The sequence below is a fragment of the Sphingomonas sp. genome (genome assembly GCF_035910975.1).
Classification (GTDB): Bacteria; Pseudomonadota; Alphaproteobacteria; order Sphingomonadales; family Sphingomonadaceae; genus Sphingomonas.
Genome location: NZ_JAMHWM010000029.1, coordinates 1,151,352 through 1,169,647, shown reverse-complemented (window position 1 = coordinate 1,169,647; position 18,296 = coordinate 1,151,352). Strand labels below are relative to the sequence as shown.

Here is an 18,296-nt window from a genome sequence, read left to right as displayed (position 1 = left end):
CCGCGATTGCCGGGACTTGCCGAGCTCCGATCCGATATGGATGATGCGCGATCCGAATCGGGGGCAATCGATCTGGACTGGATATCGCCGGCCGGGCTGCTTGCCGGGGCCACGCATGAACTGATGCTGTTCGCCGCGGTCGGGCTGCTGATCGGCGGGGTCGACGAACTGCTGGTCGATTGCATCTATCTGTGGCGCCGTATCCAGGCCCGCCGTCGCGGCCAGACGCGGCTGTCGCTGGGCGATCTGCCGCCGGCCGACATGCGGTTCGCGATCTTCGTGCCGGCGTGGGACGAGGCGGACGTGATCGGTCCGATGCTGTCGACCCTCGGCGCACGTCTCGGTGCGCCGGACCTCGCGGTTTTCGTCGGAACCTATCCCAACGATCCGGCGACGATCGATGCGGTGGCGCAGGTCGCCCAACGCGATGCGCGCGTCCGCCTGATCGTCGGTGACCGCGCCGGGCCGACCACCAAGGCCGATTGCCTGAACGGCCTGTGGCGCGCGATGCAGCGGGAGGAGGTTTTGCTTGGCGTGCGCTTCGAGGCGATCCTGCTCCATGATGCGGAAGACGTCGTTCACGAAGGCGAACTGATCGTCCTCGCCCATCACCTGCGGACCGCCGATGCCGCGCAGCTTCCGGTCCTTCCGCTGCCGCGCCCGGGCGCACACATGGTCGGCGGCACCTATCTGGACGAGTTCGCCGAGGCGCACGGCAAGACTCTGGCGGTCAGGAGCACGATCGGCGCCAGCCTGCCGCTGGCCGGCGTCGGCTGCGCGGTATCGCGGACGATGCTCGATCGCATCGCCAGGGGGCGCGGGGGGACGCCGTTCGATCCGGCAAGCCTCACCGAGGATTACGAGCTTGGCCTGACCATTGCCGCGATGGGTGGCCGCACCGCCCTTGCTGAGATCGCGGAACGGCCGGGTGCGCGGCCGGTGGGCGTCCATGCCTATTTTCCGGCCGCGCTCGACACGGCGGTTCGCCAGAAGACGCGCTGGATGCTGGGCATCGCGCTCGCCGGCTGGGATCGCACCGGCTGGGGGCATCGCGCGGGGATCGGCGAGCTGTGGATGCGGATGCGCGACCGGCGCGCCCCGCTCGCCATGCTGGTGCTCGCCGCCGCCTATGCCTCGCTGCTGCTGTGGCTGGCGGGAAGGATGCTCGGTCGGCCGCCCGCGATCGAGGGGTGGCTGGCGGTGATCCTGGCGATCAACGGTTTCTTCCTGCTGTGGCGACTCGTGTTTCGCGCCGCCTTCGTCGCGCGGCGCTACGGCGCGACGGAGGCATGGCTGTCGATCCCGCGCATGATGGTCGGCAACATCGTGGCGATGATCGCGGCGCGCCGGGCGCTGTTCCGCTACGTCGCGATGCTGCGCGGCGCCCCGGCGCGATGGGACAAGACCGCGCATCAGTTTCCCAGGCCGGCCACCCCGCCATGATCGTGGAAAGCGGCCGGCCGCTGTGGTTCCTGGGCGCGGTTGCCGGCGGCTGGGTGGCGATCCGGGTGGCGATCGTCTGGCAGGCGACCGGGTCGCTGCCGGAGGCGGTGCGCGAGGTGATGCCGCTGCCGATCGCGGCGATCGCCGCCGTCCCGATCGCGCGGCCGGAGGTTGCACCGGCGTTGTCCGCCCGTCCCGCGAACGGCGGTGAGTATCGGGCCGTCCCGGCGATGCTGGCTCGCGTCCGCCCGGCGGGAGCGCTGCCGAATATCCGGTCGGTGGCGGAACCGGCGGGCGCTATCCCACCCGGCGCGGCGCCGGTGCAACTCGCGCTACTGGCGATGACGCCGTCGCTCGACATTCCCGCGCCTGCGGCCGCTGCTCGGCCTTCCATCGTGATCGCGCCTGCGCTCCATTCGCGCGCGCCGTCCCGCTTCTCGGTCAGCAGCTGGATAATCGCGCGCGGCGGCACCGGGCTCGGCGCGTCCGCGCTCGCGCCGCAGCTCGGCGGGACACAGGGCGGCGTGCGGGTCGATTACGCCCTGCGCGGAGGCGTCGCCGCCACCGCGCGCATCGCGGCTCCCGCGGCAGGAGCAGGGCGCGAACTGTCGGTCGGGGTCGCGTGGCGACCCGCCGCCGTGCCGATCCGGCTGGTCGCCGAACAGCGCCTTGCGCTCGACGGTGGCCGGGGCGGGCCGGCGCTCGGCATCAGCGGCGGCGTGTCGGAACTGCCGCTCCCCGCCGGGCTCCGGCTGGAGGGCTATGGGCAGGCCGGCGCGATCCTGCGCGACGGGATCGAGCGTTACGTCGATGGCAGCGCCCGCGTCGCCCGTCCGGTCGCGCGGTTCGGAGACATCGCGATCGACGCGGGCGGCGGCGTGTGGGGCGGGGCGCAGCGCGGAGTCGCCCGGCTCGATATCGGACCCAGCGTCGGCGCCCGGCTGCCGGTGGCGGGGCGGACGATGCGGCTGGCGGTCGACTGGCGCCAGCGCGTCGGTGGCGGCGCGCGCCCGGGATCGGGGCCGGCGCTTACCCTTGGCAGCGATTTTTAGCCCGACAGCGGTCGCACATCGCCGCCAAAGCCGCTATCGGCAGCGGCCGTGGATATCTACCTGCCGATCGCCAACCTGTCGGTGAACGCGCTCGTCATCATCCTGCTCGGCGGCGGGGTGGGGCTGCTCAGCGGCATGTTCGGTGTCGGCGGCGGATTTCTGACGACGCCGCTGCTGATCTTCTACGGCATCCCGCCGACCGTCGCCGCCGCCTCGGCCGCCAGCCAGGTGACCGGTGCGAGCGTGTCGGGGGTGTCCGCGCACCTGCGCCGCGGCGGCGTCGATATCAGGATGGGGATGGTGCTGGTCGCCGGTGGGGTGATCGGATCGGTCGCCGGGGCCGGGCTGTTCCGGGTGCTGCAGAAGAGCGGGCAGATCGATACGGTCATCGCGGTGCTCTACGTCGTTCTGCTGGGGTCGATCGGCACGCTGATGCTGCGCGAGGCGCTGCAATCGATCGGGGCGATGCGCGCGGGGCGCCCGCCCAAGGCCAGCAAGCGTCGGCACCACCCGCTCGTCGCCGCGCTCCCGCTGCGCTGGCGCTTCTATGCGTCGGGCCTCTACATCTCGCCGCTGGCGCCGTTGCTGCTGGGCTTCGCGGTCGGCGTGCTGACGGTGCTGCTCGGCGTCGGCGGCGGCTTCATCCTGGTGCCCGCGATGCTGTTCCTGCTCGGCATGTCCACCCAGGTGGTCGTCGGCACGTCGCTGTTCCAGATCCTGTTCGTCACCGCCGCCGCGACGATGACGCACGCGCTGACCACCAAGGCGGTCGACATCGTGCTCGCCGGCCTGTTGCTGATCGGCTCGGTCGCCGGCGCACAGGTGGGCGCGCGGTTAGCACAGCGGATGAAGCCCGAATATCTGCGGCTCGCGCTCGCCATCGTCGTGCTGCTGGTCGCGGTGCGCATGCTGCTGGGGCTGGCGTGGCGCCCCGACGAGATATTCACGGTGGAGGCGTCGTGAGGGCGATGCTCGCCCTGCTCGTCGCCCCGCTGCTGATCGGCGCGGCCAAGCCCGTGCTGGTGCCCGACGTGTCGCAGCGCGATATCGAGATCGCCTATTCCTTCACCGGCGCGGACCTGCTGCTGTTCGGCGCGATTCTGTATCCGCGCGGGGCCGCGCCCGACACCGACCGGCGCACCGACGTGGTGGTGGTCGTCAAGGGCCCCGCCGAATCGATCCTGGTGCGAGAGAAGGAAAAGGTCGCCGGCATCTGGGTCAATGCCGAACGCATGCGCTATCGCTCGGCGCCGGGCTTCTACGCGATCGCCTCGTCGCGGCCGATCGCCGATATCGTCGATGAACGCACCAGGGCGATCTACGAACTGGGGCTGCCCAGCCTCCAGCTTTCGCCAGCGAGTGGCGCCGTGGCCGACGATCAGGCCCGGTTCGATGCCGGACTGGTCGATCTCCGCAAGCGCAACGGACTCTATTACGAGGACGCGGGCGCGGTCGAGATCACCGACGGCGTCCTCTATCGCGCGCGGCTCGCCATTCCCGCGCGCGTGCCGGTCGGGCGCTTCACGGCGGAGACCTTCCTGATCCAGGACGGGCGCGTGCTGGCCGCGGCGGTGCGCGATATCGATATCCGCAAGTCCGGCTTCGAACGGTTCGTGGCGCGTGCGGCGGAGCGCTCGTCCTTCGCCTACGGCCTCGTCGCGGTTGCGCTGTCGGTGGCGTTCGGATGGGGCGCGGGCGCGATCGCGCGCCGTTTCTGACCCTGCGCGAGCAAGCAAGGCAAACGCAATCTTAAGGGCTCATCGGCCAGACCGGTCCGTCAAACGAGGGGCCTGAAGATGGCGGAAGCACTGGATCGACGCGGTTTCGACGCCGCTATGCCGGCCGGAAGCGGCGGTGGGGCATCCCCCGCGCCCGCGGCGGCGGGCATCGGCGCGGTGTTCGAAGTCTCGGGATCGTCGAGCACCGTGCTGCTCGAACTGGCTTGTCTCGATGCGATCGCCGGTGATCCCGATCCGACCGTCGCCTCATCCGGCCAGGTCGGCAGCCAGATCAAGATGCGCGTCGGCGCGACCTGGCTGGTCGCCAACGTCCGCTCGCTCAGGATGTCGGAAACCCATGCCGGCGCGGTCGTCGCCCAGGTCGATTTCCTCGGCGAGGGCGATCAGGAAAAGCTGACCGGCAAGCTGTATCGCTTCCGTCGCGGCGTCACCCGCTTTCCGGCTCCCGGCACCCCGGTATTTCCGGTCGCTACCGCCGACCTCAAGCAGATGTACGCAGCCGACGATCGCGCGCATGTGGAGATCGGCAACGTCTATCCCACCAAGGACATCCGCGCCGCGCTGTATGTCGACGCGATGCTCGGCAAGCATTTCGCGCTGCTGGGATCGACCGGCACCGGCAAGTCGACCAGCGCCGCGCTGATCCTCCACCGCATCTGCGAGCTCGCGCCGCAGGGCCACATCGTCATGATCGATCCGCACGGCGAATATTCGGCGGCGTTCAAGACGACCGGCGCGATCTTCGACGTCGGCAATCTGCAGATGCCGTACTGGCTGATGAACTTCGAGGAACATTGCGAGGTGTTCCTGACCTCCTCGGGCTCGGACCGTCAGTTCGACGCCGATGTGCTGGCCAAATGCCTGCTGGCGGCCAAGATGAAGAACCGGCTGGCGCAGGATTTCGGGAAGCTGACGGTGGATTCGCCGATCCCGTACCTGCTCAGCGACCTGGTCAATCTGATCCAGCTGGAGATGGGCAAGCTCGACCGGGCTGGTGACACCGCGCCCTATCTGCGCCTGAAGACCAAGATCGACGAGGTGAAGGGCGATCCGCGCTACACCTTCATGTTCTCCGGCATGCTGGTCGCCGACACGATGGCGCAGTTCCTCGGCCGCATCTTCCGCCTGCCCGCCGATGGCAAGCCGATCTCGATCATCGACGTGTCGGGCGTGCCGAACGAGATCACGTCGGTCGTCGTCGCGGTGCTCAGCCGGATGGTGTTCGACTATGCGATCTGGTCGCGCAACGAACCGCAGCGCCCGATCCTGCTCGTCTGCGAGGAAGCGCACCGCTACGTCCCGAACGAACGCAACGCCGACTCGTCGTCGGTCGGCAAGATCCTGAGCCGCATCGCCAAGGAAGGCCGCAAGTACGGCGTGTCGCTGGGTCTCATCACCCAGCGTCCGTCCGATCTCGCCGAAGGCGTGCTGTCGCAGTGCGGCACGATCATCTCGATGCGCCTGAACAACGATCGCGACCAGGCCTATGTCCGCGCGGCGATGCCCGAGGGCGCGCGCGGTTTCCTCGATTCGATCCCCGCGCTCAGGAACCGCGAATGCATCGTCTGCGGCGAAGGCGTCGCGACGCCGATCCGCGTGCTGTTCGACGATCTGGTCGAGGACAAGCGCCCGGCCTCGGGCGACCCGCTGTTCTCCCAGCTGTGGCGCGAGACCGGCGGCGAGGACCAGATCATCGCGCGCACCGTGCGCCGCTGGCGCGCGCAGGGCCGCTAGGGTCTGATCCGACCGGTTTGAAACAGCGTGTTCCGGTGAAGGCCGGAACCTTGGCCGTCGATGCCCGTGATCGCCAGCGCTCCGGCCTCCGCCGAAGAACGGGCCCGATTCAGGGCGGCTGGATCAGGCCCTAACCGAACAATTCCATCTGTTCGCGCTTCGACGCGACCAGCGGCTTCAGGTCGGCGCGGCCGTCGATCAGCGTCGGGCGCCAGCCCTCGGCGATCAGGAACGGCCGAATTTTGGCGATCGACACGGTCAGTCGCGCGACATCCTCCAGTCGCAGCCGCCGCCAGCGTCGCGTGGTCAGGATCGATCCGACCGCCTTGGTGCCCAGCCCCGGCACGCGCAGCAGCATCTCGCGCGGGGCGCGGTTGACGTCGACCGGAAACCGGTCGCGATGCTTCAATGCCCATGCCAGCTTGGGGTCGATGTCGAGCGGCAGCATGCCTGTTGCGGGGTCGGCGGCGTCGGCAACCTCGCCCGGCTGGTAATCGTAGAAGCGCATCAGCCAGTCTGACTGGTACAGGCGATGTTCGCGCATCAGCGGCGGGCGCCTGAGCGGCAGCACCGCCGACGCCTCCGGAATCGGGCTGAACGCCGAATAATAGACGCGGCGCAAGGCAAAGCGATCGTAGAGCATCGCCGCCTTGCCGACGATATCGCGGTCGGTCGCGGCATCGGCGCCGACGATCATCTGGGTCGATTGGCCGGCGGGGGCGAAGCGGGGGGCGGAGCGGTACTTCCTGCGCGCGTCGGCGGTATCGACGATCGCCGCCTTCATGCCGTCCATCGCTCCCTCGATCCGGCCGGCATCCTTTTCGGGCGCCAGCCGCTTCAGACCGCCGACCGTGGGCAACTCTACATTGATCGACAGGCGGTCGGCATGGAGCCCGGCCTGGTGGATCAGTTCGGGATCGGCATCGGGGATCGTCTTCAGGTGGATATAGCCGCGGAAATCATGATCCTCGCGCAACGATCGCGCTACCTCCACGATCTGTTCCATCGTATAATTGGATGAGGCGATGATGCCGGACGACAGGAACAGCCCCTCGATATAGTTGCGCCGGTAGAAGCTGAGGGTCAGCGCCACCACCTCCTGCGCCGTGAAGCGCGCGCGGCGCACGTTCGAGCTCTTGCGGTTGATGCAGTAATGGCAGTCGAAGATGCAGCTGTTGGTCAGCAGGATCTTGAGCAGGCTGATGCAGCGCCCGTCCGGGGCATAGGCGTGGCAGATGCCCATCCCCTCGGTCGATCCGATGCCCTTGCCACCCGCCGATGTGCGTTTAGAGGTGCCGGACGACGCGCACGAGGCATCATATTTCGCGGCGTCGGCGAGGATCGCGAGCTTTTCCCGGACGTCGAGCTGGGTCATCGCGTTCCACTTACGTTCCTGTCAGTGGGGTGTCTAGCGTGAAGGTAGAGAAAGTCAGCGAAAGCAAGACGTTCGGGGGCGTGCAGGGAGTGTATCGCCACGCCTCGGCCGTGACCGGCATCGATATGACCTTCGCCGTCTATGTGCCGCCACATGAGGATGGCGCGCGGCTGCCGGTGCTCTGGTATCTCTCGGGCCTGACCTGCACCCACGCCAATGTGATGGACAAGGGCGAGTATCGTGCCGCTTGCGCGAAGGATGGCGTGATCCTGATCGCGCCGGACACCTCGCCGCGCGGCGAGGGCGTTCCCGACGATGAGGGATGGGATTTCGGGCAGGGCGCGGGTTTCTATGTCGATGCGACGCAGGAGCCCTGGTCGGCGAACTTCCGGATGAAATCCTATGTCGAGGATGAGCTGCCCGCGCTGATCGCCGCCGAATTCCCGGCCGCCGACCTGACGCGCCAGTCGATCTTCGGCCATTCGATGGGCGGGCACGGCGCGCTGACCATCGGCTTGCGCAATCCGGATCGGTTCCGCAGCGTGTCGGCCTTCGCGCCGATCGCCTCGCCGATCGACTGCCCGTGGGGGCACAAGGCGCTGGGCGGCTATCTGGGCGACGACGACAAGGCCGCGTGGCGCCGCTACGACGCCTGTGCGCTGATCGACGACGGCGCGCGGATCGATGCGCTGCTGGTCGATCAGGGAGAGGCGGATTCGTTCCTGGCCGAGCAGCTCAAGCCCGAACTGTTACGCGCCGCCTGCGACCGTGCCGGCATCGGGCTGACACTCCGGATGCAGCCGGGTTATGATCATAGCTATAATTTCATCTCGACCTTCATGGCCGATCATGTCGCCTGGCATGCGGAGCGATTGAACGCTTGAGATCGCGCCACGCCGGGCATCCCGCTGCCCGGCGTGGCGAATCCGTGATCTGCCGCCGCTAATCGCCGGCCGCCCGCTTAGATCGTGGGGTCATGCTCGGCGTAATGCCGCCGCACGCAGGCCCAGCCTTCCTCGGCCGTCTCGCAATAGCTGAACAGCGACAGATCCTTCTCGGAGATCACGCCTTCTTCGACCAGGGCGGGGAAGTTGACGACGCGTTCCCAGAATTCGCGGCCGTAGAGCAGGATCGGCACCGGCTTGATCTTGCCCGTCTGGATCAGGGTGAGCAGCTCGAACAGTTCGTCGAACGTGCCGAATCCGCCCGGAAATGCGGCCAGCGCGCGCGCGCGTAGCAGGAAGTGCATCTTGCGCAGCGCGAAATAGTGGAACTGGAGGGACAGTCCCGGCGTGACATAGGGGTTGGGGGCCTGTTCGTGCGGCAGGACGATGTTGAGCGCGATCGAATCGGCGCCGACATCGGCGGCGCCGCGATTGGCGGCCTCCATGATCGACGGCCCGCCGCCGGAACAGACGACGAAATGGCGCATCCCCGCCTCGTCGACCGGGAAATTGCTGACCATGCGCGCCAGTTCGCGCGCGACGTCGTAATATTTCGACTTTTCGAACAGCCTTTCGGCGATCTTTCGCGCCGGGCCGTCGGCCGGCGCCGCGTCGAGCAGGGCGCGCGCACTGTCCGGTTCGGGAATGCGTGCCGATCCATAGAAGACGAAGGTGGATGCGATCCGCGCCTCGTCGAGGATCAGTTCCGGCTTGAGCAGTTCAAGCTGGAAGCGCACCGGCCGCAGATCCTCACGCAGCAGGAAATCCATGTCCTGGAAGGCGAGGCGATACGCGGGGTGCGTGGTCTGCGGGGTATGGACGCCGTGCGCTGCGGTCTCGGCGTCTTGCTTGGCGCGGGGAAATACGCGCGCGGGGACTTTTGTCGTGTCTGTCATTTTCGTGGGGATTACCGGGGAATCGTCACCGGCACAATGCGGCGCCGCCATGGTCGAAATGGAGATGGTTGTGATGGGCCGCGTTATAGTCGGGTGACAGTACCGTGCGGAACCGCCGGCACGCCGAGCGCCGGATGGTCTGGAGGAACTCGCGCACCGCCGGATCGGCGCTCCGCCAGTCCTGTTCGATCGTGATGCGCCGGCCGTCGGCCAGCACGAAGGCCGACACATCGACCGCGTTGCCGGTCGCGTGCTCGCTCAGCCGCACTGCCGACGTGCCGACGCGGTTGCGGCAGGCGTAGCTGCCCATGCTCTCGACCCGGACGACCTCGCTGCCCAGTATCTCGCGCCCTGCCGGCACGACGCCGTTGCGCACCCAGCCGACGAACGTCCGCGCGAGCGGGCAGGCCATCGCCTTGAGGTTGGTGGTTGGCACGCCGTAATCGATCAGCTGGACCGTGCCGTTCAGCGTGCAGCCGCCGCCGAAATCGCGGTCGGGCAGGGGGGAGAAGCGCACGGCATCCCGCTGCAGGTCGGCGAAACAGGCCTGGGTCTCGCGGCTCGGCGGCTGGTTGATGGTGATCGGGGTCGATCCGCGCGGCCGTTCGGGCAACTCGCTGCGCCCGCCGCCGCAGGCCGACAGCAGGGGTAGCAGGAACAGCGGTGGGAGGATGCGCATCGCGGCTGATCCTGCGGGGCGTGGGCGTCGGGCGCAATCCACGTTGTGGGGCGATGCGACGACCTGAGCAGGTGCGGCCGACGAGGCGAGTCGGGCGAATATATCCGGGCATAGCCCGCGGTTATGCCGGGCCGGCGTAATCGAACGCGCCGCGCGAGTAATGTTGCGCCATAACCGTGGCGAGACGAACCGAAGGTGTGTCGATGATCGCCGGTCCCTATCTTCTTTACCTGGGCCATTCGCAGGACGAGGTTGGTATCAAGACCTCGCGCGGGATGGCCGTGTTCCGCCGTGACGATTGCGTCGGCGAGTTCCGCCACGACGATTGTCCGTTCACGCTCGACCTGCCGCGCATGGGCTTCGACCAGGCGGTCGCGGCGGGCGCCAAGACGCTGGTGCTGGGCATCGCCAACGCTGGCGGCACGATGGGCGAGGATCTGGTGCGCGACGCCGCCGATGCGATCGCATCGGGGCTCGACGTGGCATCTGGCCTGCATAGCCGGCTGCGCGACGAACCCGTGCTGGTCGCCGCCGCGCGGGAGCATGGCCGCACCCTCCACGACGTGCGCGATCCGCGCCCGGACATTCCGGTCGGCAACGGCAAACCCCGCGCCGGCCGCCGGCTGCTGACCATCGGCACCGATTGTTCGGTCGGCAAGATGTACGCCACCCTGTGCCTGGAACAGGGAATGCGCGCGCGGGGCCTGAAGGCCGATTTCCGCGCTACCGGCCAGACCGGCATATTGATCGCCGGGGGCGGCGTGCCGCTTGACGCGGTGATCGCCGACTTCATCTCGGGCGCGATCGAGCAACTGTCGCCGGAGCGGCACGATGGCGGCTGGGACCTGATCGAGGGTCAGGGATCGCTGTTCCACCCGTCGTTCGCCGGTGTTTCGACCGGGCTGCTCCATGGATCACAGGCGGACGCGCTGGTGCTGTGCCACGATCCGGTGCGTCCGCACATGCGCGGTCTGCCCCACTATCCGATGCCCGGCCTGGCAGAGACGCTGGAGGCGAACCTGCGCGTCGCGCGGCTGACCAGCCCGCACGTGCAGGCGGTGGGCGTCGCGCTCAACACCTCCAAGATGCCGCGCGCCGCCGCGGAAAGGCTGTGCGCCGAAACCGCCGACGCGCTCGGCCTGCCGTGCACCGACCCGTTTGCCATGGGCGTCGACCCGATCATTGACCGGATCACCGAATGCTTCGAACCCTCGCCGCGCGCAGCGACAGCTTCGCTCTAGCTGTCCCCTTCCGCATTTCGCGGGGGGTGCGGACCGTCGCCGACGTGGTGACGGTGGAGATTGGCGCGGACGGCGTGACGGGCCGTGGCGAAGGCGCGCCCTATCCGCGCTATGGCGAATCGATCGAGGGTGCGCTGGCCGAGATTGAAGCGGTGCGCGATGCGATCGAGCGGGGGGTGACGCGCGACGAGCTTCAGGCGCTGATGCCGGCGGGCGCGGCGCGCAATGCGGTGGATTGCGCGCTGTGGGATCTGGAAGCGAAGCTCGCCGGGCGCAGCGTCGCCGGGCTGCTCGGGCGGGCGGCGGTCGCGGCGACCCCGACGGCGATGACCGTCAGCCTTGATACCGTACCGGCGATGGCGGCGGCGGCGCGCGCACTGGCCGACGTGCCGCTCATCAAGATCAAGGTCGATCGCAGCGATCCGGAGGCGCAAATCCGCGCGGTGCGCGACGCCGCGCCCGATCCTCGGGTGATCGTCGACCCCAACGAAAGCTGGACGATCGGCGAGGTCGAGCGGTTGCAGCCGCTGCTCGCCGAACTGCGCATCGACCTGCTCGAACAGCCACTTCCGGCGGGCGAGGACGATGCGCTGGAGGGGCTGAGCCCGCTGGTGCCGATCGCCGCCGATGAATCGGCGCATGTCGCCGGAGACGTGACCGCGCTCGCGAGCAAATATCAGGTCGTGAACATCAAGCTCGACAAGACAGGGGGGCTGACCGCGGCGCTGGCGCTGGCCGATGCCGCCGCCGCCGCCGGGCTGGGGGTGATGACGGGCAGCATGATCTCCACCTCGCTGTCGATCGCACCGGCGCTGGTGGTGGCCGCGCGATCCGCCTTCGTCGATCTCGACGGGCCGTTGTGGCTCGCCGCCGACCGGCCCGGCGGCGTTCAGGGCGTGCGCGGCGTGCTGACGCCGCCCGCCCCCGGTTTCTGGGGCGACACGGCGTCATGAGCCGCGTCGCCGATCGATCGCACCGCAACGCAATGCAACGCTAGGGAGTCGCAGACGATGATGCGAGCAAAGAGGCTGGGAATGCTGGCGACGGGCGCGATCGGGACGGCGCTCGCCGCCGCCGCTTTGCTGGCGACGCCGGGCGGGGCCCAGGACGGTGCGGCCGACGTCGTCATTCGTGGCGGCACCATATATCCCGGCGGCGCGGCGCCGTTCCGGGGCGACGTCGCCATTCGTGGCGACCGCATCGTCTATGTCGGCCCCAAGGCGCCCGGTGGCGCGAAGCGGGTGATCGACGCGACCGGCCTGATCGTCGCGCCGGGCTTCATCGACACCCACACCCATGTCGGCGACGCGCTGGCATCGGGCGATCCCGCGGCACGGCTGGTGCTGCCGTTCCTGACGCAGGGGGTGACGACCGCCTTCATCGGTGTCGACGGCGGCGGCGATCCCGACATCCGCCGCACTTTCGGCATGGCGAGCGGAGCCGGCGCGGGCGACGAGGGTTTCGGCCAGTCGAACCGCGATTACGGCATCAACTTCGCCAGCTACGTCGGGCTGGGCGCGGTGCGCAGCCAGGTGATCGGCCCGGCCGACCGCATGCCCACCCCGGCCGAACTGGCGAAGATGACCGGCCTGGTCTCCGACGCGATGTGCCAGGGTGCGATGGGCCTGTCGACCGGGCTGTTCTACGCACCGCAGAGCTTTGCGAAGCGCGACGAGGTGGTTGCGCTGGCACGGGCGGCGGCGGCGAAGGGTGGCATCTACGACAGCCACCTGCGTGACGAATCGAGCTATACGATCGGCCTGAAGGCCGCGGTCGAGGAAGCACTGGCGATCGGGCGCGATACCGGCATCCCGGTCCACATCGGTCACATCAAGGCGCTTGGCGTCGATGTCCACGGCCAGGCGGGCGCGATCATCGCGATGGTCGAGGCCGCGCAGAAGGCGGGGCAGACCGTCCATGCCGATCAATATCCCTGGTCGGCGTCGGGCACCGGCCTGTCCGCCGCGCTGATCCCGCGCTGGGCGCAGGACGGCGGGCGCGCAGCGCTGCTCAAACGGCTCGACGATGCGGCGACGATGAAGCGGATGCGACCGGAGATCGCCGACAATTTGCGCCGGCGCGGCGGGCCGGCGTCGCTGCTCATCACCTCGGGTCCGACGGGTGCCGAGGGCAAGACGCTGGAGGCGATCGCGAAGGAGCGCGGGGTCGATCCGATCGATGCCGCCATCGCGATCCTGAAACAGCGCGAAACCGGCGTCGCATCGTTCAACCAGAGCGAGGCGGACATCGCCGCGTTCATGCGCCAGCCCTGGGTGGTGACGAGTTCGGACGCCTCGCGCGGCCACCCGCGCTACTACGCCTCCTATGCGCGCAAGTACGCGACCTATGTGAAGGACAAGAAGGTCATCGACCTGCGGGGCTTCATCGATCGCAGCACCGCGGTGCCCGCGCGTCTGTTCGCGCTGGACGGGCGCGGGCAGTTGAAGGCCGGCGCCTTCGCCGATGTCGTCGCCTTCGATCCGCAGCGGTTCGCGCCCCGCGCGGATTATGCGCACCCGACGCGCTTTTCGACGGGCATGCGCACGGTCGTGGTCAACGGACAGGTGGCGATCGAGAACGGCGAGCCGACCGGGGCGGCGGGTGGCCGCCCGCTGCCGCGCCGGCCAAAGCCGGGGACGTGCGGCTGACACCGGATTTTTCAGGGAGAGGATGCCGCCGGCAACGACTGGCATGATCGGCATCCGGGACAATCAAAGCAAAAAAAGGGGAAAACAACATGACCAGATCACTTTGGATCGCCTCACCCGCGGCGCTTGCCGTCGCCTTGCTGTCGAGTGGTACCGCGATGGCGCAGGATGTGCCGCCGGCCGCGCCCGATGCCGAAACCACCCAGGGTGAGGTCACCGTCACCGGCAGCCGCATCCAGCGCGACGGATACCAGGCGCCGACCCCGCTGACGGTGCTCAACACCGCGGATATCGAAGCGGCGGGTTCGGCCAATATCGCCGATTACGTCAACGACATCCCGTCGCTGGTCGGCAGCGTGACACCGGCCACCTCGAACCTGAACATCTCGGCCGGCACAGCGGGCGTCAATGCGCTGAACCTGCGGGCGCTGGGTTCGGCCCGCACACTGGTGCTGCTCGACGGCCAGCGTTCGGTCGGATCGACGCTGGGCGGCCTGGTCGATATCAACACCTTCCCGCAGGGGCTCATCAAGAGCGTCGAGATCGTCACCGGCGGCGCATCCGCCGCCTACGGCTCCGACGCGGTTTCGGGCGTGGTCAACTTCATCCTCGACAAGACCTTCAGCGGCATCAAGGGCTCGGCCGAATACGGCATCACCACCTATGGCGATGCGGCAAGCTACCGCGTCAACCTGAGCGCCGGCACCGGCTTCGCGAACGGGCGCGGCCACATCCTGTTGAGCGGCGAACTGTCGGTGAAGGAAGGGCTTCACGGCGTTCCGCGCGACTGGAACGACCGCGGCTGGTACCACATCACCAATCCGGCCTATGCGACAACGCTGGTGAACGGTGTGGTTACGGGCAATGGCCAGCCCGAACGCCTGATCGTGTCGGGCGCGGGTCTCAGCCAGGCCACGCGCGGCGGTATCATCCTGAACACGGCGCTGCGCGGCACGCAGTTCGGCGTCGGCGGCGCGGTCAGCCAGTATAATTTCGGCACCAACCGCGATCCGTGGCAGATCGGCGGCGACTGGCAGGCGACACAGGTCAACGACTTCCAGTCGCTCGACCCGGAGGAGAACCGCAGGAGCGCGTTCGGACGCCTCAGCTTCGAGGTGCTCGAAGGGGTGACGCTGTTCGGCCAGGCATCCTATGCCAAGTCCGACAACCTCGGCTGGCTGGGCGTGCAGCTCAACCAGAACAACGTCACGATCCGGTCGGACAACGCCTTCATCCCGACGGCGGTGCGCAACCAGCTGGCGACGCTGGGGGTCGCGCAGTTCACGCTGGGCACCACCAACGCCGACCTGCCGATCCGCAAGAACGACACCGCGCGCGAACTGCAACGCTATGTCGTCGGCGCCAACGGCAGCTTCGAGATGCTGGCCGGCACGGCGCGCTGGGACGTCTATTACCAGAAGGGCGTCAGCCGCACGCGCGAGATGGCGCGCGACATCACCAACAACGCCCGCCTCGCGCTGGCGCAGGATGCGGTGTTCGCGCCCGCAGGCAACGCGATCGGCGTGGCCGCAGGCACGATCGTCTGCCGTTCGACGCTGACCGCGCCGACAAACGGCTGCGTGCCGTTCAACCGGCTGGGCATCGACGTTAATTCCCAGGCAGCGCTCAACTATATCCTGGGCAACCCGTTCCGCCAGCAGAAGTTCGAACAGGACGTCTATGCCGCCAACCTGTCGTTCGACGCCTTCCGCCTGCCGGCCGGCGCGGTCAGCGTCGCGGTGGGCGGCGAACATCGGCGCGAGGCGGTGTCGGGCGTGGTGCCAACCGAGTTCCAGACCGGCTGGTTCGTCGGCAACTTCCTGCCCAGCTTCGGGGCGTATCACGTGACCGAAGGCTATATCGAACTCGCGGTGCCGGTGGTGAAGGGCCTCGACCTCAACGGTGCGGTGCGCGGGACCGACTATTCCACTTCGGGTTATGTCACCACGTGGAAAGCCGGCGCGACGTTCGAGCCGATCCCCGACCTGCGCCTGCGCGCGACCCGATCGCGCGATATCCGGGCGCCCAACCTCGGCGAGCTGTACACGGCGGGTTCGACGCGGATCAACACGCTGATCGACCGTGACGCGGCCGGTCAGCCGGTGACCGTGACGTTTGCTGGCACGACACGCGGCAACGCGCTGCTCCAGCCCGAAAGGGCGGATCAATGGGGCGTCGGCGCGGTATTGCAGCCGCGCTTCTTTCCGGGTCTCGCGCTGTCGGTCGATTACTACCAAATCAAGATCGAGAGCGCGATCGGCTCGGTCGCCGCGCAGACCATCGTCGAACGCTGCAACGCCGGCGTGACCGCGTTCTGCACCGCGATCGTCCGTGGGCCGAACGCGTTCAACAACAACCTGCAGGTGTTCGAAAGCCCGTTCAACTTCGCCGAGCAGAAGGCGCGGGGCATCGATATCGAGGCATCCTACCGCACGCGGATCGGCAGCGGCAATCTGACGCTGCGCGGGATGGCGACCCGGTACCTCGAAAATTACTTCAACAACGGCATCGACACGCCGGTCGATCGCGTCGGGCAGAACGGCTCTGATGCCGGCACTTCGCCGAAGTTCCTGTACCGCGTGCAGGGCACCTATACGAACGGCGGGACCAGCTTCACCCTGATCGGCCGCGGGGTCAGCGACGGTGTCTACGACAACAGCTTCATCGAATGCACCACCGGCTGCCCGACATCCACGGCGTTCAACCGTACGATCAACGACAACAGCATCAAGGGCGCCTTCTACCTCGACACCTCGATCACCCAGGACGTGGCATTCGGCAGCGGCAGCACGGCGCAGCTGTTCCTGAGCGTCAACAACCTGCTCGATCGCGATCCGTCGGTCGTGGCCCCCGGGCCGGCTGGCAGCGCCTATGCGACGCCGGCGACCAACCAGTCGATCTACGACCTGCTCGGGCGGACGTACCGCTTCGGCGTGCGGATCAAGATGTGAGGGGCGGGGTGAAGGCGTTCGTCCTTCCGGTCGCGGCGCTGCTCGCGACCGTCACCCCCGCCTTCGCGCAGGACTATGACGTCGTCATCCGCGGCGGCACCGTCTATGACGGCAGCGACACCCCTGGCCGCGTCGCCGACGTCGCGATCAAGGGGGATCGCATCGCGCTGGTCGGCACGGTGCCGGCCGGCGTGACGGCGCGGACGACGATCGACGCGAAGGGGCGGATCGTCGCGCCCGGCTTCATCGATCCGCACTCGCATGCCGCGCCCAACATCCAGACGGCGAAGCTGGCGGCGGCGCTGCCGATGCTCCATCAGGGCATCACCACGCTGCTCATCAACCCCGACGGCGGCGGCCCGGCCGACCTGACGCAACAGATCGCCGACCTCAGGACCAACATTCCCGGCGTCAACGTCATCCCGCTGATCGGCCACAATGCGGTGCGCGAGGCGGTGATGGGCAACGCCAACCGCAAGGCGACGGCGGGCGAACAGGCCCGAATGGAAGGGCTGGTGACGACGGCGATGCGCGCCGGCGCCTGGGGGCTGTCCGACGGCCCGTTCTACATCCCGGCCAAATATTCGGATACGGCGGAGATCGTCGGGCTGGCGAAGGCCGCGGCCCGTTTCCCCCATGCCGTCTACATCAGCCACATCCGCGATGAGGGCAATTACGACATCGGCGTCGTCGCGGCGGTGGACGAGGTGATCGCGGTATCGCGCGCCGCGAAGATTCCCGGCGTCGTCACCCATATCAAGGTGCTGGGGCCGCAGGTGTGGGGCAAGTCGGCCGATGTGATCGCGCGGATCGAAGCAGCGCGGGCCGAGGGGCTGTCGATCTGGGCGGATCAATATCCCTATGCGGCGTCGGGTTCGAGCCTGATGGCGGCGCTGGTGCCCGGCTGGGCACAGGAAGGCGGCGCGAGCGCGCTGGCGAAGCGGCTGGAGGACACCGCCCAGCGGGCGAGGATCCGCGCGGAGATGGTGCCGAACCTCGTCAGGCGCGGCGGCGCGGGCGCGCTGATGATCCGCCGCTTCGCGCCCGATCCGTCGCTGGAGGGCAAGCGGCTGGATGCGATCGCGGCGGCGATGAAGCTCGACCCGCTCGACGCCGCGATCGACATGCTGAGGCGCGGCGGCGCGCCGACCATATCGTTCAACATGAGCGAGGGCGACGTCGAGGCGTTCATGCGCCAGCCGTGGACGATGACATCGACCGACGGCGGCCTGCCGGAATTCGGCAAGACGTCCGAACACCCCCGCGCCTATGGCGCCTTCCCGCGCAAGCTGCGCAACTATGTGCTCGACAAGCCGGTGATCCCGATGGCGCAGGCGATCCACGCGGCGACCGGGCTGACCGCGCAGGTCTTCGCGATACCCGATCGCGGCATGCTGCGGCCGGGGGCGTTCGCTGATGTAATCGTGTTCGATTCGGCGAAGGTGCGGGACACGGCGACCTATGAGCAGCCGCATGCCTATGCCGTCGGGATGGAGCATGTCTTCGTCAACGGCCGCGCGGCGATCGCGGACGGCAAGCCGGTTGCCGAGCGCCACGGCCGGATATTGCTGCGCACGCCGTGACGAACGGCGCG

14 protein-coding genes are annotated in these 18,296 nt (G+C 68.4%); 11 read left to right on the top strand and 3 right to left on the bottom strand.

Annotated elements, in window-relative coordinates:
* Window positions 1-36 precede the first annotated feature (36 nt).
* The 5 genes from VYI76_RS12020 to VYI76_RS12000 all read left to right on the top strand — a co-directional run bounded on the left by VYI76_RS12020 (window position 37) and on the right by VYI76_RS12000 (window position 5,968).
* Window positions 37-1,443, top strand: a complete 1,407-nt coding sequence (locus VYI76_RS12020) for a glycosyl transferase family protein (RefSeq protein WP_326524967.1) — start codon at window positions 37-39, stop codon at window positions 1,441-1,443.
* The gene (locus tag VYI76_RS12015; protein ID WP_326524966.1) at window positions 1,440-2,495 is read left to right on the top strand and encodes a hypothetical protein; all 1,056 of its coding nucleotides are present in this window, start codon (window positions 1,440-1,442) and stop codon (window positions 2,493-2,495) included. Before VYI76_RS12020 ends, VYI76_RS12015 begins: the two co-directional genes overlap by 4 nt.
* 48 nt (window positions 2,496-2,543) lie before the next feature.
* A complete protein-coding gene (locus tag VYI76_RS12010) occupies window positions 2,544-3,458 on the top strand; it encodes a sulfite exporter TauE/SafE family protein (RefSeq protein ID WP_326524965.1) in 915 nt (304 codons plus the stop codon).
* A gap of 5 nt (window positions 3,459-3,463) precedes the next feature.
* Window positions 3,464-4,213 (top strand): TIGR02186 family protein, encoded by a 750-nt coding sequence (locus VYI76_RS12005; protein ID WP_326525113.1) that lies wholly within the window; start codon window positions 3,464-3,466, stop codon window positions 4,211-4,213.
* 117 nt (window positions 4,214-4,330) lie between these two features.
* A complete protein-coding gene (locus VYI76_RS12000) occupies window positions 4,331-5,968 on the top strand; it encodes an ATP-binding protein (RefSeq protein WP_326525112.1) in 1,638 nt (545 codons plus the stop codon).
* Window positions 5,969-6,098: 130 nt separating this feature from the next.
* On the opposite strand, the gene VYI76_RS11995 is transcribed toward VYI76_RS12000, so the two are convergent.
* A complete protein-coding gene (locus VYI76_RS11995; protein ID WP_326524964.1) occupies window positions 6,099-7,343 on the bottom strand; it encodes a putative DNA modification/repair radical SAM protein in 1,245 nt (414 codons plus the stop codon).
* A gap of 38 nt (window positions 7,344-7,381) precedes the next feature.
* Between VYI76_RS11995 and fghA the strand changes: the two genes are divergently transcribed.
* Window positions 7,382-8,227, top strand: a complete 846-nt coding sequence (gene fghA, locus VYI76_RS11990) for an S-formylglutathione hydrolase (RefSeq protein WP_326524963.1) — start codon at window positions 7,382-7,384, stop codon at window positions 8,225-8,227.
* Window positions 8,228-8,304: 77 nt separating this feature from the next.
* On the opposite strand, the gene VYI76_RS11985 is transcribed toward fghA, so the two are convergent.
* Both VYI76_RS11985 and VYI76_RS11980 read right to left on the bottom strand, forming a co-directional pair.
* The gene (locus VYI76_RS11985) at window positions 8,305-9,183 is read right to left on the bottom strand and encodes an LOG family protein (protein WP_326524962.1); all 879 of its coding nucleotides are present in this window, start codon (window positions 9,181-9,183) and stop codon (window positions 8,305-8,307) included.
* 25 nt (window positions 9,184-9,208) lie between these two features.
* Complete coding sequence (locus VYI76_RS11980; protein ID WP_326524961.1) at window positions 9,209-9,862, bottom strand: extensin family protein; 654 nt, start codon at window positions 9,860-9,862, stop codon at window positions 9,209-9,211.
* A 203-nt stretch (window positions 9,863-10,065) separates the two neighbouring features.
* Between VYI76_RS11980 and dgcN the strand changes: the two genes are divergently transcribed.
* From dgcN to VYI76_RS11955, 5 genes are all read left to right on the top strand, one after another.
* Window positions 10,066-11,103 (top strand): N-acetyltransferase DgcN, encoded by a 1,038-nt coding sequence (gene dgcN, locus VYI76_RS11975; RefSeq protein WP_326524960.1) that lies wholly within the window; start codon window positions 10,066-10,068, stop codon window positions 11,101-11,103.
* Window positions 11,061-12,056 (top strand): N-acetyl-D-Glu racemase DgcA, encoded by a 996-nt coding sequence (gene dgcA, locus VYI76_RS11970; protein WP_326524959.1) that lies wholly within the window; start codon window positions 11,061-11,063, stop codon window positions 12,054-12,056. Before dgcN ends, dgcA begins: the two co-directional genes overlap by 43 nt.
* Before the next feature lie 57 nt (window positions 12,057-12,113).
* Window positions 12,114-13,751: an N-acyl-D-amino-acid deacylase family protein gene (locus VYI76_RS11965; protein WP_326524958.1), complete on the top strand. Its 1,638-nt coding sequence runs from the start codon at window positions 12,114-12,116 to the stop codon at window positions 13,749-13,751.
* Between the two features lie 89 nt (window positions 13,752-13,840).
* Window positions 13,841-16,702 carry a TonB-dependent receptor plug domain-containing protein gene (locus tag VYI76_RS11960; RefSeq protein ID WP_326524957.1) on the top strand — a complete coding sequence of 954 codons (2,862 nt, stop codon included), beginning with the start codon at window positions 13,841-13,843 and terminating at the stop codon, window positions 16,700-16,702.
* The gene (locus VYI76_RS11955; RefSeq protein WP_326524956.1) at window positions 16,699-18,285 is read left to right on the top strand and encodes an N-acyl-D-amino-acid deacylase family protein; all 1,587 of its coding nucleotides are present in this window, start codon (window positions 16,699-16,701) and stop codon (window positions 18,283-18,285) included. The genes VYI76_RS11960 and VYI76_RS11955 overlap by 4 nt, the downstream gene beginning before the upstream one ends.
* Window positions 18,286-18,296 lie beyond the last annotated feature (11 nt).